The organism is Paramixta manurensis (genome assembly GCF_013285385.1).
GTDB lineage: Bacteria > Pseudomonadota > Gammaproteobacteria > Enterobacterales > Enterobacteriaceae > Paramixta > Paramixta manurensis.
On sequence record NZ_CP054212.1, the window covers coordinates 18,038 to 38,600 of the forward strand.

Annotated in this window: 19 protein-coding genes; 10 read left to right on the forward strand and 9 right to left on the reverse strand. The window is 53.5% G+C overall.

Features of this window, described 5'->3' with window-relative positions:
• The first annotated feature begins 10 nt into the window (after window positions 1–10).
• A complete protein-coding gene (locus tag PMPD1_RS00090) occupies window positions 11–1,279 on the forward strand; it encodes a YidR family protein (protein ID WP_173632141.1) in 1,269 nt (422 codons plus the stop codon).
• Here the strand turns inward: PMPD1_RS00090 and PMPD1_RS00095 are convergent.
• Window positions 1,260–1,628 (reverse strand): YceK/YidQ family lipoprotein, encoded by a 369-nt coding sequence (locus PMPD1_RS00095; protein ID WP_173632142.1) that lies wholly within the window; start codon window positions 1,626–1,628, stop codon window positions 1,260–1,262. The genes PMPD1_RS00090 and PMPD1_RS00095 overlap by 20 nt on opposite strands.
• A 374-nt stretch (window positions 1,629–2,002) precedes the next feature.
• On the opposite strand from PMPD1_RS00095, the gene ibpA reads away from it, so the two are divergent.
• Window positions 2,003–2,419, forward strand: a complete 417-nt coding sequence (gene ibpA, locus PMPD1_RS00100) for a small heat shock chaperone IbpA (RefSeq protein WP_173632143.1) — start codon at window positions 2,003–2,005, stop codon at window positions 2,417–2,419.
• A gap of 59 nt (window positions 2,420–2,478) precedes the next feature.
• On the opposite strand, the gene PMPD1_RS00105 is transcribed toward ibpA, so the two are convergent.
• The 6 genes from PMPD1_RS00105 to PMPD1_RS00130 are packed head-to-tail and all read right to left on the reverse strand — an operon-like array spanning window position 2,479 to window position 8,201.
• Window positions 2,479–3,393, reverse strand: coding sequence for an EamA family transporter (locus PMPD1_RS00105; protein WP_173632144.1), 915 nt, complete (start codon window positions 3,391–3,393; stop codon window positions 2,479–2,481).
• Window positions 3,394–3,416: 23 nt separating this feature from the next.
• On the reverse strand, window positions 3,417–3,914 hold the full coding sequence (locus tag PMPD1_RS00110) for a YbaK/EbsC family protein (RefSeq protein WP_173632145.1): 498 nt from the start codon (window positions 3,912–3,914) through the stop codon (window positions 3,417–3,419).
• A gap of 29 nt (window positions 3,915–3,943) precedes the next feature.
• Complete coding sequence (locus PMPD1_RS00115) at window positions 3,944–4,744, reverse strand: 2OG-Fe(II)-dependent halogenase WelO5 family protein (protein WP_173632146.1); 801 nt, start codon at window positions 4,742–4,744, stop codon at window positions 3,944–3,946.
• 3 nt (window positions 4,745–4,747) lie between these two features.
• Window positions 4,748–5,455, reverse strand: a complete 708-nt coding sequence (locus tag PMPD1_RS00120; protein ID WP_173632147.1) for a class II glutamine amidotransferase — start codon at window positions 5,453–5,455, stop codon at window positions 4,748–4,750.
• The gene (locus PMPD1_RS00125) at window positions 5,443–6,720 is read right to left on the reverse strand and encodes an ATP-grasp domain-containing protein (protein ID WP_173632148.1); all 1,278 of its coding nucleotides are present in this window, start codon (window positions 6,718–6,720) and stop codon (window positions 5,443–5,445) included. Before PMPD1_RS00125 ends, PMPD1_RS00120 begins: the two co-directional genes overlap by 13 nt.
• A 14-nt stretch (window positions 6,721–6,734) precedes the next feature.
• Window positions 6,735–8,201 carry a hypothetical protein gene (locus tag PMPD1_RS00130; protein ID WP_173632149.1) on the reverse strand — a complete coding sequence of 489 codons (1,467 nt, stop codon included), beginning with the start codon at window positions 8,199–8,201 and terminating at the stop codon, window positions 6,735–6,737.
• 201 nt (window positions 8,202–8,402) lie between these two features.
• On the opposite strand from PMPD1_RS00130, the gene PMPD1_RS00135 reads away from it, so the two are divergent.
• From PMPD1_RS00135 to PMPD1_RS00170, 8 genes are all read left to right on the forward strand, one after another.
• Window positions 8,403–9,851, forward strand: a complete 1,449-nt coding sequence (locus PMPD1_RS00135; RefSeq protein WP_173632150.1) for an aminotransferase-like domain-containing protein — start codon at window positions 8,403–8,405, stop codon at window positions 9,849–9,851.
• 359 nt (window positions 9,852–10,210) lie between these two features.
• Window positions 10,211–11,785, forward strand: coding sequence for an ABC transporter substrate-binding protein (locus PMPD1_RS00140; RefSeq protein ID WP_173632151.1), 1,575 nt, complete (start codon window positions 10,211–10,213; stop codon window positions 11,783–11,785).
• 21 nt (window positions 11,786–11,806) lie between these two features.
• Window positions 11,807–12,772 (forward strand): ABC transporter permease, encoded by a 966-nt coding sequence (locus tag PMPD1_RS00145; RefSeq protein ID WP_173632152.1) that lies wholly within the window; start codon window positions 11,807–11,809, stop codon window positions 12,770–12,772.
• A 15-nt stretch (window positions 12,773–12,787) separates the two neighbouring features.
• Complete coding sequence (locus PMPD1_RS00150; RefSeq protein WP_173632153.1) at window positions 12,788–13,768, forward strand: ABC transporter permease; 981 nt, start codon at window positions 12,788–12,790, stop codon at window positions 13,766–13,768.
• A gap of 5 nt (window positions 13,769–13,773) precedes the next feature.
• Window positions 13,774–14,754 (forward strand): ABC transporter ATP-binding protein, encoded by a 981-nt coding sequence (locus PMPD1_RS00155; protein WP_173632154.1) that lies wholly within the window; start codon window positions 13,774–13,776, stop codon window positions 14,752–14,754.
• Complete coding sequence (locus PMPD1_RS00160) at window positions 14,751–15,743, forward strand: ABC transporter ATP-binding protein (RefSeq protein ID WP_173632155.1); 993 nt, start codon at window positions 14,751–14,753, stop codon at window positions 15,741–15,743. Before PMPD1_RS00155 ends, PMPD1_RS00160 begins: the two co-directional genes overlap by 4 nt.
• A 14-nt stretch (window positions 15,744–15,757) precedes the next feature.
• Window positions 15,758–16,954 (forward strand): amidohydrolase family protein, encoded by a 1,197-nt coding sequence (locus PMPD1_RS00165; protein ID WP_173632156.1) that lies wholly within the window; start codon window positions 15,758–15,760, stop codon window positions 16,952–16,954.
• A complete protein-coding gene (locus PMPD1_RS00170; RefSeq protein ID WP_173632157.1) occupies window positions 16,954–18,432 on the forward strand; it encodes an amidohydrolase family protein in 1,479 nt (492 codons plus the stop codon). Before PMPD1_RS00165 ends, PMPD1_RS00170 begins: the two co-directional genes overlap by 1 nt.
• Before the next feature lie 4 nt (window positions 18,433–18,436).
• Here PMPD1_RS00170 and PMPD1_RS00175 read toward each other — a convergent pair whose 3' ends face one another.
• On the reverse strand, window positions 18,437–19,132 hold the full coding sequence (locus PMPD1_RS00175; protein WP_173632158.1) for a GntR family transcriptional regulator: 696 nt from the start codon (window positions 19,130–19,132) through the stop codon (window positions 18,437–18,439).
• A 96-nt stretch (window positions 19,133–19,228) separates the two neighbouring features.
• The gene (locus PMPD1_RS00180) at window positions 19,229–20,482 is read right to left on the reverse strand and encodes a valine--pyruvate transaminase (protein WP_173632159.1); all 1,254 of its coding nucleotides are present in this window, start codon (window positions 20,480–20,482) and stop codon (window positions 19,229–19,231) included.
• Between the last annotated feature and the right edge of the window lie 81 nt (window positions 20,483–20,563).

A 20,563-nucleotide genomic window follows, 5' to 3' on the forward strand; every position in this document is an offset into this window, starting at 1 on the left:
GAGATGCCGCATGACTGAAAAACAGCTCACCTTCGACGCTCGTCATCATCAACTGACCAATATCAACGTCTGGACTGCCGACAGCCAATGGCTGGTTTATGATGTGCGCCCATCCGGCGCCTCGTTCACCAGCCTGACAATCGAGCGTGTTAATGCCGATAACGGCGCGACAGAGGTGCTCTATCAGGCGCGAGATGGCGCGCATGTTGGCGTTGTCACTGCCAGCCCGGATTTGCCGCCGCGTTATCTGTGCATCCATGGTCCCGAACATCCCGATGCCGACTGGCACTATGATTTCCATCACCGACGCGGCGTCATTATCCAGCACGGTATTGCTGAGAATTTGGATGCGTGCGACATTACGCCGCCTTTTACGCCCGGCGCTTTACGGGGTGGTTCGCATGTGCATGTTTTTAGCGCCGACGGTAGCCGCATCAGCTTTACCTATAATGATCACGTTATGCATCAGCGCGCAATCGAGGAGGATTTGCGTAACGTCGGCGTGGCGGTGCCGCTAGGCGCGGTATGTCCACCGAAGCAGCACCCGCGAGAATATGACGGTAGCCACTTCTGCGTACTGGTCAGCCAAACCACCGTGACGCCGCAACCGGGCAGCGATGAGATAAATCGCGCCTATGAAGAGGGATGGGTTGGGAACCAAGGCTACGTTAAACCGGATGGCCGCCAGCAACGTTGGGCGTTAGCCTTTATTGGCGATACGCTGGCGGAGAATGGCGTGAAAGTCGCGGAAGTGTTTATCGTGGACTTGCCTGATGAGCTGGCGGATTATGCGTTGGCTGGTGAAGCGCCGCTGGAGGGAACTGAAACACGTTTACCCGCGCCGCCGCGCGGCGTGCGGCAGCGTCGGTTGACCTTTACTGCGCAACGACGCTATCCTGGTCTGGTCAGTCAACCACGCCACTGGCTACGAGCCTCGCCTGATGGCAGCGACATTGCTTTTTTGATGAAGGATGATGATGGCGTAGTGCAACTTTGGACGGTTTCACCTAACGGTGGCGAGCTGCGACAAGTCACTCACAGCGTATCAGGGGTTCAATCCGCCTTTAGTTGGCATCCGCAAGGAAAACAGGTCGCGTTTATTTGCGATAACAGCGTAATGGTTTGCACCATTGCCACTGGCAAGATGACACGCCTGACCGCGCGCAGTGAAAAGGCGCCCGATGCCGAGGCGGTGGTATTTTCCCCGGACGGCGGGCAGATAGCCTTTACGCGTGAATTAGCCGGTTTCCGGCAGATCTTCACTGTTGCGACGCGTTAACCGCCAGCGGCGCATCGCCGGGAAGCGTGTCTTGCGTATGGCTTAACTTCTCTTCTTTCAGCACCCGTTCATGCGGCGAGTCGATAGATTTATCGTCGTCATGACGGGCGTAGTCCCACGGTAATAACAGCGTATCCAGCACGGCGGAAAAGGGGAGATCGATCAGCGCCAGCGGCTTCAACGCCCAGCTCGTGTGATCGTCGGTCAGCATTTCCGCACTGGCGCGCGTACCTGGATAGTAACCCTGGCTGGCGCCGGTATGTGTCATTACGCTGGAACAACCCGTTGTGGTGCCCAGTGAACAGCAGACCAATACGCCTGCCAGGCGGTATGTCTTTATTGCTTTCATCTTTATTATCCCTTCAGTCACGGCATACTGCCTGGCTGAGCGCCTCCCGTCATACTTCAAACCGCAGGTGCGCTAACGCCCTCCTGCCACTTGAATTATCCCGGAACTAAATTCACCGATGGGGTTCTACCCGGCCACTCTGCGGTGACTCACATCTGCCTGATAGCAATATTGTCCCCTGAGTGTATGACATTGCTTGTTGTTTGTTTAAAAATATTGCCTTCTTACCTCTTGAAAGCGACATGATTAACCCCATTTTTTAGTCATGGTCACAAAAGAATGCGCCGACAGGGCATTAATTTAGGGCCACGCAACTTGTCCATTGGGGAAAGTTGCACATTAACCTACTCGCTGATATTCAGGAGCTTATTATTATGCGTAATTTCGATCTCTCACCCCTTTATCGTTCTGCCATTGGGTTTGACCGTTTGATTAACCTTCTGGAATCCGGCCAAGGCCAGAGTAACGGCGGCTATCCTCCGTACAACGTTGAACTGGTCGATGAAAACCATTACCGAATTACTATTGCCGTGGCGGGCTTTGCCCAGAGTGAGCTTGACATCACCGCCCACGACAATTTACTGATTGTGCGCGGCGCCCACCCGGAAGAGCAGCCTGAGCGCCAGTATCTCTACCAGGGCATTGCCGAGCGCAATTTCGAACGTAAATTCCAGCTTGCCGAACATATTGTGGTACGCGATGCCCGTTTAGAAAACGGCCTGTTATACATCGAGCTGGAACGTATCGTGCCTGAAGCAATGAAACCGCGCCGCATTGATATTCTGAACTAATCAAAGCAAAACGCCGCTCTGGCAGCGGCGTTTTTTACTCTCGTCACGTCACGTCGCCGCTATTGATGTTGTTCCCGCACCACCCGTACCTGTGACAGCAATCCGCCGAATACATTCAGTAGTAAACCTACGATAATCACCCCGACGCCGGTAATTTCCTGTGCCGACAGTGTTTCATCAAGGAACAGCGCCGCGCTCAGCATCCCAACCACCGGTACTAGCAGCGTCAGCGGCGCCACACGCCAGGTTTCATAGCGACTCAGTAGGCTTCCCCAAATCGCATAACCGATAATGGTGGCGATAAAAGCCAGATAGATGAGCGCCAGCACCGTTTTCAGGTTGATATTCATCAAGCTCAAAATAATTGTCGATTGGCCTTCAAACAACCACGCGCTGGCGAAAAAAGGCACCACCGGCACTAAAGCGCTCCATACCACCAGCGACATGACCGGCACTTTGGTATTACGCATAATCACTTTGTTGGTGATGTTACCCATGCCCCAAGAGAGCGCGGCAGCCAGGGTTAACAACATGGTGGTGAGCGTAATCCCGGTGGTTACCTGGCCGGTCACACCGGCGGTGGCTAACATAAACATACCAATAGTGGCGATAAGAATTCCGGCGATATGATTCCAGCGCAGTTTTTCCGCCAGTAACAGCGCACCGAGTAACAGCGTGAAAAAAGCTTGCGCCTGCACCACCAGCGAAGCAATCCCGGCGGGCATACCCAGTTTGATCGCCAGAAACAAAAAGGCGAACTGCCCAAAGCTCATCGTCATGCCATAAACGATCAGCCAACGCAGCGGCACTTTAGGCGGTTTGACGAAGAAAACCGCCGGGAAGGCCACCAACAGGAAACGCAAACCGGCCAGCAAAAAGGGCGGCATATCATGGAGGCCGACTTTAATGACGACAAAATTAATTCCCCAAGCCACCACGACACACAGCGCAAGCAACATATCTTTGACTGACATAACCTTTTCCTTTCCGGGGCGCGTTACGCGTTGGTCACCATCGGCGTGGCGATATTGCCGGTACAACTTTCGCCAACCACGCGAAAATAATCATTCACATCCAACGCGATAGATTTCTCTAACTCTCCGGCATTAAAAAATAACGTCCCGGCTGCACGTAGGCGCTCATCCACCAGCAACGCCAGGCGAGAATCAAAGCTAAAAGGCGGCACGGCACCCATAACGCATTGCGTCAATTCCTGTGCCGTTTCTGGCGGCGCGAAACTGGATTTCTTTCCACCGACGGTTTTTGCGACGCCTTTAAAATTGACCTTACTGTCACCGGGTACAATCGCCAGCACATAACGTGGCGGTTCGGCTCCCGCCAAAACCTGTAATACCATGGCCTTAGCGGCCTGATGCAGTGCGTTGCCGCGAATGGCGCTAATCGCTTCGGTATGCCCTTCAGCCGGATGCGTAATCACGCGGAAATCGGCCTGTTCCTCATTCAGCAATGCCACTACTTTTTCAAATGTTGTCATCACACCCTTCCTCATTGGTTGGAAAAAAGTTAACTCCAGGCCATCGCCTGCTTCATTTTTCGGTCGGTTAAACCAAAGAAGAAGCCCATGGTGATGCGGGTTTGCCCGGCAACACGATCGATTTCGTGATACCACGCCGGGTTAAAAATGTAGATGTCGCCGCTGCGCGGTCGGAATTCGCAGATTTCACAATCCTCTACCACGGCATCCTGATAACCCAGTTCCCCCGGCGTTTTAAAACGTTCATCTTCCGGCTCCCAGCGCTTTTTATAGATGCGTAACGCGCCGCCTTCGCTGCACTCTTGCAGGCAAACCACACAGCTCAACTGGTGATGGATTTGGGTGACCACCAGGCCGCTCTCTGCCGCGTCGCGCACGATATGATCGTTATGCAGCGGATTCGCGACGCCATCGGCGTGGAAGCGCACTATCGATCCGGCATACTCACCCAGCCCCGGCTCTACCGCAGTCTCAAGCTGCTCTAACTTGAGAGAGCGTTTCACCCAGGCATAAACGTCCTGCTTCAGGGCATCCAGCGAAGAGGGCAACGCAGGCTGAATATCACGTAGCTCGGTGAAGTAGTTTTCTGGCGTGGCGGTATGGCGGGCCAGATAAGGGCCCAACGTGGTTAATGCGCCATTGGGATAGTGAGAAACGCGAATTCTCTCCCGGCATGCATGCAAATCATCCACCACTTGTTGGCGTGTCTCCGACGAGAGAAAGTTGCGTAATACCAGCAGTGGCACGCGTGCGGTGACGATATCGTCAAGCCAGGTGGTTTCAACAAACATGGTCGGATTAATAACGCGAATTTGATTAAAAATGGCCATGATCTACTCCGCAAAAGTGATTTCATGCAGTTGGTGATTGCTCATTCGATGCCAGTGCGCGGCGGCGCCCAGCGCCGGAATCTGTTCCGAAGCGATAATTGTGCTACGCGTGTTTTGACAGCAATGCAGGGTGAAATAGTGAGGGTAGGGCGTATCGTCCGGATGCCATTGCCAAGCCCAGGCTTGCTGGTCGGTAAAAAAGAACGCGTTACCGGCGCTGCCGCCAGGCGCGACGTTGGCCATCTTTTCCTGCAAATAGCGTTGGGTAAAATCTGACGGCGTCACTCCGTCGACCACGTATTCGAGGTATTCCGCTGAGTCGAACTGTGAAGCGGGCAAACCGAGGTTTTGGTAAATGGTGGGCAAAAAACCGTTATGCATCATATACCACTGCGTACCGCCGCTCTGGCGCAGCAGGGGATGAGAGAACTGAATGCCGCTATTTTTACTCAGCGTCGCATGGCGCACATGTATTGCCAGCAAGCGTGTCTGCAGCGCTTTGATATTCAGTTCGGGCAGCGCATCGGCAAAGCGACCGGTACCATGCAAGGTGCGGATTTGACCATTGTCCAGCCACAAACAGCCCCAACCGTTGGGATGCTGCTTAATCAGGCCTTCATGCTGCGCGGTTTCACCGCAGCTCATTGCCCTTGCCGCCTCGATCACCTCGGCAACGGAGAAATCCCCGTGCGCCATAATCATTCTGCACATTGCAAATCCCTCCTTGCCGGAAGGTGATGGATAGAGGTCACTGAATTAAACAGCGCCATAATTTCTCGTGGGTCGGCGGCTTCAAGGCGCAAGGTGCCGAGAATACCGGCATGGCGGGTTAAATCGGCATACAGCGCGGAGTCATGGGAAACAATCAACTGCGGCAAGGCAATCGGCGGCGCAATAGTGCCGCGCTGGTTTTGATGGATCCACAGCTCTGCAGCCGCCAACTGTGGACGCTGACGTAAACGCAGTTGCCCCACGGCATGGTGCGGCGTATCAAAGGGTAAACCGCCAAAGTTTTTCCCTTGTTCCAGATTAAAGGCGATTTCCGCCCAGTTAAGCCCGGTGACTTCTTTTACCAGGTTCACAACGCCCATGCCGGAGAGGCGGAAGCCCATTTCAAGAAAATGAGGCACGCCATTAACCACAATAAAATCGATATGAAAGGCGCCTTGCCGATAGTCGAAGATCTTGCAGCAAAAATGCATTAGGCGCGTGAAAGCCGGTGGTAAATCGTGCGCGGCAACCCCAACATGCCCCGACTCGTAAAAGCCGATTGGCCCGTCGCCCTCGCCAATGCGCTCAATGAGCTTTTGGCAACAGGTCAGCGCGTAGGGTCGGCCTTCACAGACCACGCCTTGCAGTGAGTACTCTTGGCCTTCAAGACAGCATTCGACGATAAAGCCGGAGAAGCAGCGTCCACCATAGTTCATGGTGGAAACCAGGCTCATCACCGCCTTGTCGAGTTCTTGCGGCGTTTTCACCAGCCAAACGCCTAACCCGCCGCCACCATCGACTGGCTTGATCACGCAGGGATAAATCAATGCGTTACGCGCATCTTTGATACTGAGCGCCGAGGCGAAAAAACGAAATTCCGGCTGGGGAAAGCTGGGCAGTGCTTTTTTCAGCGCCATCCGTTGCGCATATTTATCCAGCGGAATAAAACATTGGCGGTCAAGCGGGTCGGCGAGCATTTCACGTACCCGTCCGGCGCTTTGGTTATAGGCTTCAAAACCGGCTAACACGACCTGCGGATGCTCCAGTAAACCGGCGTTCATCCAAGCCTGCATCACTTCATACGGGCTTTCCGGTCGGTTAATACGCAACACCATATCGAAAGGCAGATTCAACCCAATGGATTGATAATCAATAAAATCGCCCATTTCGGCCAGTACGGTAAAATATCCTTCTCGCTGCGCGACCTCACAGTAAGGATTCTGACCATCCCGGGTTGCGCCAATTTGCAGAAAGATTTTTTTCATGGTTCACCCTCGATTTAGCGGCCGGAAATCACTTCACTAACGGTGTCGCGCAATACGCCGTTATTGACCTGGATAATGGCTTTATGCGGGTCGTAACGCAGAATGCGCGACAACGGATCGTGACGCTTTTTCTCCAGTAGCGAAGTGACCAGCGGGCTGCGCCAGCATTGACGTAATTGCGCCAGCGTCAAACCGGAGAGCGCTTCCAGCCGACCAGCCAGCGACGGATTACTTTGATTGCCGCCTAGCAACGCATCAATGTCGCTGGCATCAAGCGCCAGTTGTTCCTGCGCCAAATAGTGCGCCAGATGTTTTCCCTGCTCGGTAAACGGCGAATAGATCATGCACACCAATTGCCCGGTATTAAGGCCAAACGCGCTACTGGCAAATTGCGTGGCCCGCTCGCGCTGCGCGTTAATCGCTTGGTCATCCTGATAGCGCGCCGCCATTTCGGTAATTAAATGCGGTGGGAAATCCTTTTGTTTCATCAGACCGAGCGCGAAGCGCACATATTCGCGAATACCTTCGGCATAGCTACGTTGCAACAGGGTTTCCGCGCGCAGACCGCGAATATGCGCCATCAGCGTCGGGTTGCCACAATCCGATTCAGAGAAACTAAACATCAATTCGTCAAAACGGAAATGCATGAAATCGTTGAGTAATGTCCAATGCGCGCCCGCCTCATAGGCGGTATCCTGATAGATATTGAAGAACAGCGGATCGCGTGCCAGTTGGTGGGTGATGCGGTGACCCGGCGTCACGTTTTCCGCGCCATAAATGTTGCCGAAATAGCGTTCCGCTACACCGTCGAGGGTTTCGAGAAAACCGGAAAAACCGGCGCGCTTCTCAACTTCTGGCGCCGCGAACAGGCGTGAAAGATGTCGGGCCCAGGCGACATAAGCGGTTTGTTCTTGCGGCGAATCGCCGGTAATAATCAGGTCAACGCCACCGTCGTAATGAGCGGCAAGACCAAAAGAGTTGACCATACTGAGGTTACAGGCATTACAGAAAGTAGAACGCGCATCGGCCTGAAAGCGGTGACCATTCATCAGCACATCATTGCGGTTCTGTTGCCGGACGGCATCTGGCATGGCTAAATGACGCTCGAAGGGGCGAATCAATAAACCATCGGTGAGCAAACACTCCACCATCTCATCGCCCTGTATTTGCAGCGCGCGATACACCCGGTCGATATTTTCCATGACGCAATCATTCATCCCGGCATGGCGATTGGTACTGATGCGCAGGCGGAAAGTGTCACCTTTTTCCTGCCACAATAATCCCTGGATATAACGCACATAGGCCACCATATAGCTGCTATCTTTACCGCCGCCATAAGCCAGTAATACGCGATTATTTCGTAGCGTTTCTTTATCGGGCAGAGTATCAATTAATCGCCGTGCGCAATTTCTTGCGGAATGAATAATTGAGGGAGAGAGCCAGACTTCAATATTTTCCATCATGACCGAAAGGTTATTCATTTTTCACTTTTCCTTTGGCAAATAAATATAACGCTCCCCGGATGTTGAAAGCGACGCGCCATTTCCTGAACACGACCCGCCAAAAAAAATGCTAAAGAATGACTGTTTCAAGCCTGGTTATTGTTAAGCACTTGTCGGGTAAACTACTATCAAAGGAGTTTCTTTAACAGGCACAGATCAGAGCGATATGGAGTGGAACAGATGTCCGGCGCAAAGCCAGATCGGGAAAGTCAGGGTAGCCGCTATCGGCAGATTGCGGAACAGATTAAACAGGCGATACACGCAGGTACGCTGCTACCGGACACGCGCTTACCTTCGGTGCGCACGCTCGCCGCTCAGTACCGCGTCAGTTTAACCACTGCGCTCAAAACGCTACGTACGCTGGAAGATGAACACTATGCGGTAGCGAAACCGAAATCCGGCTTTTTTGTTGCGCCCTTACAACGTCCACAGCGTGACTTACCGGCGGTAGTGGAACAGCCGAAGGCGATTGCGCCGCTGGATGAGCAGACGGAGTTGCATTTAGCGATGGTGGGGGCGGATTGTCGGGTTCGCCTCGACTTAGCCAACGGTGACAGCGCGCTGTATCCGGTGAAAAGAATTGGGTTGTTAATGCGCCAATTGGGCTATAGCAAACCCTTTTTATTAGGCAATACGGTAAAGGGCACCGGTTATGCGCCGTTAAAAGCCGAAATTGCCCGTCGCGCAGTGGAGTATGGCTGTAATATTAATCCTGACGATATTTTGATTACTAATGGGTGTATTGAGGCCATTTCCCTTTCGCTGCGAGCAACGGTAATGCCGGGTGATGTGGTCGCGGTAGAATCGCCCTGCTACTTTGTCTTATTGCAAATGCTGCATAACCTTAATTTACGGGTAATTGAAGTTGAGGCGGGCCACGAAGGTTATATTAATGTCGAAACGCTAACCGCTCTGTTCCGTCGTAAGGCGGTAAAAGCGTTTGTTACCCTGGCAAATATTAATAACCCATTGGGAAAGAGTATTCCCAATGAGGAGAAGGCATATATCGCGCGTCAGGCGGATGAAAATGATGTCGTTATTATTGAAGATGATATTTTTGGCGATACCGCTTTTGGCGAGCGGCGGCCTTTCCCGATGCGCGCCTTTAGTCCGAACGCCATTCTCTGTAGCGGTTTTTCTAAAACTGTCGCGCCGGGTATGCGCATTGGTTGGGTACATAGCGCCAATTTTATGCGCAAAATTGCTTCGTTAAAGTACACCTCAACCATGGGCACGTCGGTCCTCTCCCAAGCCGCCATTGCCGAATTACTGCGCAGCGGAGGTTATGATGCCCACCTGCGCAAATTACGACGCGAACTTTCCCGGCAGATAAACCAGATCCGCCAGGCGGTATTACGCTACTTTCCGGCCGGTACCCGCGTCTCGGAACCGGAGGGCGGCTATGTACTGTGGGTAGAAATGCCCCGTCAGGCGCTCAATGTCCGCGCCCTGTTCATCAAAGCGCGCAACGCTGGCATCGGTATTGCGCCGGGGCATATCTTTGCCACCGATAATCGTTACGATCACTGCTTCCGCCTCAACGCGGGTTTTGGCTGGAATGATGAAGTTGATCAGGCCATTAAACAACTGGCGCAGTGGTGCCAGCACTCCTTGCCGCCGGCATCCTAAACGCCAGTGACAGTGATCAATCTTTAATCCCGCCAGTTACACATTGCTAGCGATCTTTATCACATTTTCCCACTCGCGGTTCTCATATAGACCGCATTGAGTGTGCGTTGCGTTATATTGTTTAACAACATTGCTAGCAATTTTAAACAATGTGATGCAGTGTCATAACCGTACACATCTGCGGTAACCGGTGTGTCAATCTGGAAACATTCGGCGTCTTTTGCCGTCACTCACATCCCATTCAGTCTCGTTCATTCGCCAGCCATATTGTCGGTATCTATATTGCTAGCAATTTTGACGAGGAGAAACGATGCGATCGGGGCGCGCAGGGTATTTCAACCTTTATAAAAAGGCATAACATGAAAAAATATTGGCTGTCGTTTTTACTGCTCAGTCTCTCGTGCCAGCCAGCGCTGGCGCAGAATGTGGTGCGCTGGGCGACCTCCGGGGATATACCGACGCTCGATCCCTACGCGTTTGCTTCTACCAGCGCGTTGGCGTTTCAAAACCATATCTACGAAGCGCTGTTGCAGCGCGATAATGATTTAAACCTTCAGCCAACGCTGGCGACGCATTGGGAATATGTTAACGACACCACCTTACGTTTTACTCTGCGCCAGGGTGTGAAATTCCAGAATGGCGATGATTTTGAGGCTGACGATGTAGTGGCCTCGATCGCCCGCGCCACCGATCCGGACTCCGGGGTTCGCGCCAACGTCTCCTCGATTAAAAACGCCGTGGCGGTGGATAAATACACCGTTGATATTCATCTTAAAGAGAAAAGCGGCATTGCCCTCAATGAACTGAGCGGCGTCCTGATAATGGATAAAAGCTGGATGGCGCAGCATAACGCACTAAAACCCACCAGTATTAGCCAGGGTACCGAAGGTTACGCTACCAATAACACCAACGGAACCGGCCCATTTATGCTGGAAAGCCGTCAGCGTGACGCGCAGATGATCCTCAAAAAAAATCCCGGCTGGTGGAATCGCGCGCAGTCGCAAAACAATATTGATGAAATCATCTTTAAACCGGTTTCCTCCGATGCTACACGGCTGTCGGGCATTCTGGCCGGTGAATATGACCTGGTGACCAACGTCCCGCTACAGGATATTGATCGCCTTAAGCTTGACCCTAAGCTCACCACCTTAGTGAGCCCGTCGCTGCGGGTTGATTTCCTGGCCTTTAACCTGCGCGATAAACTGAATGCGGGTAACACTAACGGCAAAAATCCTTTGCAAGATCTCCGCGTACGTCAGGCGTTGATGATGGCGATTAACCGCGAAGCGATTGTGAAAAAAATCATGCGTGGCATGACCAGCGTGGCAAATACCTACCTGGCGCCCGCCATCCCCGGTTATGACCCGAAATCCGCCATTGCCTTGCCTTACAATCCAGCAAAAGCGAAACAGTTATTAAGCGACGCGGGTTTTCCGCAAGGGTTTCCGCTGCAATTTGATTGCGTAGAAGGCGCTTACATTAATGCGCCGCAATGGTGCCAGGCGGTACAGGGGTTTTGGTCGAAAATTGGTGTGAAAACCACCATGAACGTGCATCCGTACAGCGTCTATAACCAGATAACCGACAACGGCAAAACCGACATTGCGGTCATCGGCTGGGCAAACCTGCCGATTATGGATGCGCATAACATCTCCGTTCAGCTATTGCATACCAATGACAATACCGGTTTCGGCATGTTTAACCTGCCGCGCTATAGCAACCCGCGTGTTGACCAACTCATAGAAGCGTCGTTACCGGAATTAGATCAAGCCAAACGCGTAGAAATGTTGCGCCAGGAGATCAATTTAGCGCAGTCCGACCTGCCCTACATCCCAATGCATTTTGAACCGGTGGTGTGGGTGGTCAGCAAACAACTCACGCTAAAACAGAGCCCGGATAACGTGGTGCGCCTGTGGTACGGCCAGTTTAAATAATCATCCGGTAGAGGAAAGGCTATGTTCAGTTATCTGGTAAAGCGCCTACTACAAATGTGTCTGTTAATGCTGACCGTTGCGTTACTGGCGTTCTCAATGTTTCAGTACCTTGGCGATCCCATCAACAATATGTTGCCGGAAAGCGCCACCCAGCAGGAGCGTATCGAACTGCGCACCCGCTTAGGGTTAAACGACCCGTTTCTGGTGCAGTTTTGGCATTTTATTACGCGCATTTGTCACGGGAATTTCGGGATTTCTTACCACAACCAAGTTGATGTCTTTCAACTCATCATGGAGCGCTTACCGGCGACGCTGGAACTGGTTGCAGTGTCAGTCGCCATCGCGTTGGTGATTGGGTTGCCGTTAGGCGTATGGTCATCGATCAGTAAGAACCGCTACTTACTCGGCGCCGTGCAGTTTCTGTCGCTGATCGGGGTCTCATTACCCAGCTTCCTGATTGGTATCTTGCTGATTATTGTGTTCTCGGTATGGCTGGGCTGGTTCCCCTCCAGCGGACGCGGCGAGGTGGTGCATATCGGGTTCTGGAGTACCGGCATGTTGTCGGCCAGCGGCTGGCGCGCGGTTATCTTACCGGCGGTTTCACTCTCGCTATTTATGATTACCCTGATCATGCGGTTGGTACGGGCAGAAATGCTGGAGGTGATGCGTACCGACTATATCAAATTTGCCCGCGCGCGCGGCATTAGCCAGCTTCGCATCTGGTTCCGCCACGCCTTACGCAATGCGCTCCTGCCGGTGATTACCATTATTGGCCTACAAATTGGCGGCCTGATTGCCTTCGCCATTGTCACTGAAACCGTGTTCCAGTGGCCGGGGATGGGGCTGTTATTCATTCAGGCGATCAATTATGTCGATATTCCGGTTATCGCCGCGTATCTGGTGTTCATCTCCTTGATTTTTATCGTTATCAACACGGTCGTCGATTTGCTTTATTTCCTGATCGATCCGCGTATGAAGCACGCTTAACCGGAGAACGATGATATGAATCCTTCTGAAACTAAGAGCCCGGAAACCACCTCCCAACGCTGGTGGCAACGAACGCGTCGCCAGCTTGGCATCTGGGCGGAGAGTGATTTTTTGTACGCTTTCTGGCGTTCAAAGATCACGGTCGTGGCGTTTATCTGGGCGGTTATTTTGTTGATTGCCGGTTTATTGAGTCACTGGCTGGCGCCGCATCCAATCTTTGATGCCTCAAGTTTTGACCTGATGGACTCAGAGCTGCCGCCTGCGTGGATGAGCGAAGGCGATCCGCGTTTTTGGTTGGGGAGTGATGTGCAGGGGCGCGATTTACTGTCATTAATGCTGTTTGGCCTGCACATCTCGCTGATCGTTGGGCTAATCAGTGTTTCGCTCTCGGTGGTATTTGGCTGCTTGCTCGGCGTGCTGAGCGGCTATTTTGGCGGCTGGTTAGATACCTTGATCATGCGATTTGCCGACGCGATGTTAAGTATCCCCACCATTATGTTTGCGCTATTACTTAGCGGCGTGGCGCGCGGCATTATCCCGAAAGAGAGTCAGGAAGCGATGGCAATGCCGATCATTGTGGTTGCCATTACGCTAACCGGATGGATGCAATACGCGCGGACCATTCGTTCTTTAACGCTGCTGGAAAAACGCAAAGAGTATGTATTGGCTTCGCGCATCAGCGGCGGCGGGCACCTGCATATTATGTTCGCGCATATTCTGCCGAATGTAACCCGCCCAATTTTCGTGTTGGCGACGTTGCACCTCGGCCTGGCTATTTTGACCGAGGCTACCCTGTCATTCCTCGGCGTTGGTATGCCTCCAGACCAACCCTCGCTGGGTACGCTGATCAATGAAGGTAACCAATACCTGTTTTCCGGGCAGTGGTGGGTAGTACTGTTTCCGGCCATCGTGCTGGTCACGCTCTCGCTAGCGTTCAATATTCTCGGCGACTGGTTACGTGATGTGCTTAATCCAAAATTACAGCAGGGAGGATAAGCAAAATGACCAGTACACCTTTATTACAGGTCGAAGGGCTGTGTATTGATTTTATGCAGCGGCGCGGGGCATTACGGGCTATTTCCGATGTTTCGTTAACCCTCAATCCGGGCGAGTTGCTCGGCATGGTGGGTGAATCCGGCGCCGGGAAATCCCTCACCGGTTCGGCGATTACCGGGTTACTGGAACATCCGGGACATATTAGCCACGGCCAGATTCACTTTAAAGGTCAGCGCATTGATCGGTTGGATGAACGTCAGCGGCGGGCGTTGCGTGGGCGTGAAATCGGCTCCATCTTTCAGGATCCGTTAACCAGCTTAAACCCGGTAATAACCGTGGGCGAGCAGTTGATTGAGACTATCCGTACCCATTTGCCGCTGAATGAAAAGCAGGCGCGTCAACATGCGGTGCGTTTATTGGCGGAAGTGGGCATTAACAGCCCGGAACAACGCATGGCGCAGTATCCGCACCAGTTTTCCGGCGGCATGCGACAGCGCATCATCATCGCGCTGGTGCTGTGCGTTTCTCCTTCATTAGTGATTGCCGATGAACCCACCACCGCGCTGGATGTTTCGGTACAGGCGCAAGTACTGGGCTTACTAAAACGGTTGTGTAAGCAGTCGCAGACGGCGGTGATGTTGATTACGCACGATATGGGCGTCATTGCGGAAATTTGCGATCGGGTGGCAGTAATGTATGCCGGACGGCTGGTCGAAATCGGGCCGGTTAATCAAATTCTGATGCATCCGCAACACCCTTATACGCAGGGCTTAATGGCCTCGATCCCCTCATTGCATCAACGGGAAGCGCGCTTGCGGCAAATTGAAGGCGCAATGCCACGGTTAAATCAGCTTCCACAAGGATGCGCTTTCCATCCGCGCTGCCCGCACGGCAGTTTACAGTGCCGCCAGCAAATTCCGGCGTTAAAACCGGTCGGCGAGGTTCAGGTGGCTTGTTTGCAGTGTGAAGAAGAGGAAAGCCGATGACACAGCAACACGCGCATTCCCCAGCGCGCCCAGTGGCGCTGCGGGTAAAAGATTTACATATCACCTTTAATGACGGCAATGGCGGCCTGTTTTCGCGCGGTAAAAAAACACCGCTACGGGCGGTAAGGGGAATCAGTTTCGACGTTTATCAGGGGGAAACGTTTAGCCTGGTCGGCGAGTCCGGTTGTGGGAAATCCACCGTTGCGCGTGCGTTAGTGGGGCTCTGGCCAATAAGTCAGGGCAGTATTGAGCGGGAGGATCACCATTCGCTATCAGGGCAGGCTGCCGCCGCGCAAAATATTCAGATGATTTTTCAAGACCCTTACGCCAGCCTTAATCCGCGCTGGCGGGTGGAGCGAATTATCGCCGAACCGCTCAACCTGCAAGGGCGGGCCGGTACGCCAGCCGAAGTCCGACAAAGAGTTGGCGAGTTGTTACGCCAGGTCGGGTTATCCGGGCAAGACATGTTCAAATATCCCCATGAGTTTTCCGGCGGACAGCGGCAGCGCATTTCGATTGCCCGCGCATTATCGACCCAGCCAGCGCTGATGATTTGTGATGAGCCGACCTCGGCGCTGGATGTCTCAGTACAGGCACAGGTGCTGAATTTAATGAGCGATTTGAAACAGCGCCTCGGGCTGACCTACTTTTTTATTAGCCACAATATGTCTGTCATTCACCATTTCTCCGATCGGGTGGGGGTGATGTATCTCGGGCGCATTGTGGAACTGGGGCCGGTAGAGCGTATTTTCCACCATCCCGGTCATCCCTATACCCGCATGCTAATTGATACCATTCCTCAACCGGGAAAAATTCGCAGCGGAACGCCGTTGAGCGGTGAAATACCCAGCCCACTGGCGCCGCCGCCTGGCTGTGCTTTCCAGCCTCGTTGCCCACACGCCACCGAGCTATGCCGCCGTGAAGCGCCGCCGGTACGGGCGTTATCGGCAGAACACCATATCGAATGCCATTATCAGCTTGACGCTTAATACAGGAACACTTTATGACGCACTCACTTCTGTTAAAAAACGTTCGTCCCTGGCATCAACCTGAGACGGTTGATATGTTGATTCATGAGGGGAAAATTCAGCAAATTGCGGCCAACATTAGCCATGTTGCCGCCAATATCGCGGTACATGACGCAGAAAATAAGCTGCTCTTTCCTGGTTTTGTTGATGCTCATGCGCATATTGATAAAAGTCTGTGGGGGCGCGAGTGGTACGTCAATGATGTGCCGCGCGAATTAGGGACCATTATCGCGAATGAGCGTGCTTATCGGCGTGAGCATCAACCTGATCCACAACTGCAATCGCAGCGAATTGTGCTGGAGTGTTTACGTCATGGCACTACCGCTTTTCGCACCCATGTCGACATTGATAATGAAATCGGCATTCAGAATTTTGAAGGCGTCATGGCCACCAAAGAGAAGTTACGCGGCGTGGTGGATATGGAAACCGTTGCCTTTCCACAAAGCGGAATTTTGCGCAATCCGGGCACCGAAGCATGGCTGCGTAAAGCCTTAGAGGCGGGCGCTGATTATATCGGCGGCCTTGATCCCTGTGCTTATGAGCAAGACCCGGTGACCCACCTCAATATCATTTTTCGGTTGGCGGCGGAGTTAGGCAAAGGCGTGGATATTCATCTGCATGAACGGGGGGAGTTGGGGGCGTTTAGCGTGGGCCTGATTCTGGATAAAACGCGTGAGTTCGGCCTGCAAAATAGAGTCACTATCAGCCATGCGTTTTGCCTGGGTATGGTGGCTATTGAAGAACAGCAGCGGCTGGCGGAACAACTTGCCGCGCTGGGTATTTCGATCGCGACCACCGCGCCGGTGGATATTGCGGTGCCGCCGTATCAATTATTGCGCGCAGCGGGCGTGGTTATTTGTGCCGGCAACGATGGCGTGCGCGATACCTGGAACCCTTATGGCAATGGTGACATGTTGTTCCGGGCGATGATGATTGGCCTGAAATACCGCTGGCGCAAAGACAAAGAGATGGCGCGCGCGCTGGACGCCATTACCCACGGCGGCGCTCACGTCATGAACCTACCGGATTATGGTATCGCGCCTGGCTGTACTGCCGACTTGGTGTTAGTCCCCGCCCGGGTGATGGCAGAAGCGATCGTGGCGCAACCGGCCGGGCGCACGGTGATTAAGCAGGGTCGCGTGGTGGTGGCTAACGGCGAGCTCTGCCTCTAATGGCAAGCCATCAGCGGGTTATCCGTCTACGGGCGGCTTGGGTGGTCGGTTACCGTAATGGTGACCATTGTCTGGTGGCTGATGGTGAAGTGGTTTGGCAGGGGGAGCGCATCCTGTTTGTCGGCCGAGATTATTCCGGCCAGGTTGACGAAGAGATTGATGCCGGAAACGCACTCGCCGGGCCGGGGTTTATCGATCTTGATGCGCTGGGAGATCTCGATACCACCGTATTGGCGTTCGATAACCAGCCGGGCTGGCGAACCGGGCGTATTGTGGCGGCAGACTGGACACGACGTTGCCTCTACAGCCGGGAGGCGTTGGATTTCAACAAACGCTATGCCTACAGCCAGTTATTGCTTAATGGCATCACTACCGCACTGCCAATTACCTCCATCCTCTACCGGGAGTGGGCCGAGACTTTTGATGAGTATCTATACGCGGCGGATGTCGCGGAAAGTCTCGGTATTCGTGCCTGGCTGGGGCCGGCGTTTATGTCGGGCCATCATGTGGTGGAAGCGGATGGCTCGCTCGGGATGCGTTTTGATGAGGCGCGCGGGCTGGCCGGGCTGGCGCAGGCGGTTGCCTTTGTTGAGCGGCTTGAGCAACGCGGCGTTTCGCGCCTGAACGGTATGCTGGCGCCCGACCGTATTGAGGGATGTACGCCAGGGCTTTTGGCGGCGCTAAGTGAGGCGGTAAAGGCGCTCGGCTGCCCAACCCGGCTACATTGCTGTCAGGGCGAACTGGAGGTTGCCGAAGTGGCGCGTCGTTACCAGCGGCGCTCGTCCATTCAGGTACTGCATGATTATCAGTTGTTAAATCGTCAGATGATTTTGCCGCATGGACAATACCTTGGCGGCCCCGACGCCAGCCCAGCCTCAATCGCCGATGATATTAGGTTACTGAGTGCGTCGCAGGCCACTGTCGTCGCCTGTCCGTTGGTCTCCGGACGACATGCTAAATATCTGGAATCTTTCGCTGCGTTACGCCAGGCGTCGGTTAACCTGGCATTGGGTACGGATACCTTCCCACCGGATATGTTAACTAACCTTCATATCGGTACGCTGTTAAGCCGGGTAGTGGCGAAAAAGATCGATGCGGCCAGCGCGGCGGATTATTACCGAATGGCAACCCTCGGCGGCGCGGCAGCCTTGGGCCGGGATGACCTCGGTCGGTTAGCGCCTGGTGCGCAGGCCGATATCACGCTGTTCTCGCTAGATGAACCGGCGTTGGGACAAATTTTTGACCCGATCACCACCCTGGTGATTAATGGCAATGGGCGTGATTTGCGCGGCGTGATTGTTGCCGGTGAGAAAGTGGTGTGGGACCGCCAATTAGTGAAGATGAAACTGGATATAGCGGCACTGCATCGTCAGGCCCAGCAGCAGTTTACCGGGCTGATGGCAACGTATCCGGAGAGGAGTTATCAGCATCCACCGTTAGACCAACTGTTTCGCCCTGCCTTCCCGCATGACGTTTGATGGGTTAGGTTTCCAGCAAGATTTGATGTAATGAAGCCTCTGGCGCGAGAGAGGTATCCAGCGCCAGTTGGCTTTCCAGCTCATCCAGATGTGCCATCATCATCTCCTGCGCACGCAGGTTTTCCCCTGCCGCCAGCGCCGCGAAGATCTCCTGATGTTCATCCGATTGACAGGAAGGCACATCATTACGTTGGTACAACGAGACAATTAGCGAACTGCGCACCATCAGGTTAGCCAGAATTTCATTTAACACCCGATTACCGCTGATCTCACCGAGGAGCAAATGAAAGTCACTCAGACGCCGAACAATTAACTGACGATCGGTATTACAGGTCGCCTGACGTTCGTGGTGCAGATGCGCTTCTATTTTGGCCTGCCAGGCAGCAACATGCCGTGGGGTGATTTGCTGGATGATCGCCCGCTCAATTGCCCGGCGGGCGATAAAAATCTCCCGCGCCTCGGTTGCCGTCGGTTGGGCGACAATCGCGCCACGATTAGGCTCAATCGTTACAATATGCTGCATTGCCAGCCGCTGTAACGCGCTTTGAACATGATTACGATTGGCGTTTAGCGCCTCAACGATCTGCGCTTCGACCAGGCGGCTACCCGGCCGTAAACGATGCTGAGCGATCGCTTTGGAGAGCTTATCTATAATCCGTTGCACTTCGCGCTGTTTGAGCGTAGTGGCCTGTTTACCCATGGCTGTGACTACCCCTGACCTGATGGAGAGGCCGATGATTCGGTTATCCGGTTTGCACGCCTAAGATAACCCAATCGATCACGTCGGCATAGCTTGTCAGGCGCTTTCCGCGTGCGCGCGCTCAATCTCTTCGGCGAGAATTTGAATACCGCGCTCTATCTGCTCGCCATCCGGTACGTAATTCATCCGCATGCATTGATGCGTATGCGGCCAGGGATGTTCCAGGCCCGGGAAGAAGAAATGGCCCGGTACCATTAACACGCCGCGCTGTTTTAACCGTTGATACAGCACTTCGGTGGTAATCGGCAGATCTTTAAACCACAGCCAAAGGAAAATAGCGCCTTCCGGTTTGTGGATCAGGCAGCGTTCTTCCGGTAAATAGCGGCGAATAATAGCAATGGTCTGTGTTACCCGCTGCTGGTAGAACGGCTTAATAACCTGTTCTGAAAGCCGCAGCAAGTCGCCACGCTGGATCATTTCGGTGGCGATAGCCGGCCCGACACTGCCTGGCGCCAGGCTGATAATACCGTTCATGTTACTGATGGCGGAGATCACCGGCTCATCGGCAATAATGATACCGCAGCGAGAGCCAGGCAGGCCGAGTTTGGACAGGCTCATGCACAGGATGATATTCGGATTCCACAGCGGACGCGCATCGCTAAAAATAATGCCAGGGAAGGGGACGCCATACGCGTTATCAATCAGCAGAGGCACCTGATGTTGCTGCGCCAGCGCATCCAGCTTCAACAACTCCTCATCGGTAATCACATTACCGGTTGGATTGGTGGGGCGCGACACGCAAATCAGCCCAATATCCTCGGTGATGGAGAGATGTTCAAAATCCACGTGATATTTGAACTGGCCTTCCGGCAATAGCTCAATGTTAGGGCGGGCGGAAATAAAGAGATCGTCATCCAGCCCGGCATCGGCGTAACCGAGATACTCCGGCGCCAGCGGGAACAGTACGCGTTTTTTCGCGCCATTCGTGCGGCGACCAGCGTAGAGATTAAACAAGTAGAAGAAGGCGCTTTGGCTGCCGTTAGTTAGCGCAATATTTTGTGGCGCGATCTGCCAGCCTAGCTGCTCACGTAACAACGTCGCCAATGCTTCACGCAGCGTGGTTTTGCCGCCCGGCCCGTCATAATTACACAGTGCGTCGGTGAGCGTTCCCTGTTGGAGCATGCGTTGCAGCAATTGCTGAAAATAGTCCGTCATCGCCGGGATCTGCGCCGGATTACCACCGCCTAACATCACGGTGCCCGGTGTGCGCAGCCCTTCTCCCATATCTTCCATCAGGCGGGTAATGCCCGAATGGCGCGTAAATTTGTCACCGAAAGCGGAAAAACTCATAGCGTGTAAATCGTTAGTTAAGAGTAAATAGGACGCTCACCATAACGCCCCTAAAACCAGGGTGCAATGGGCACCGACAGC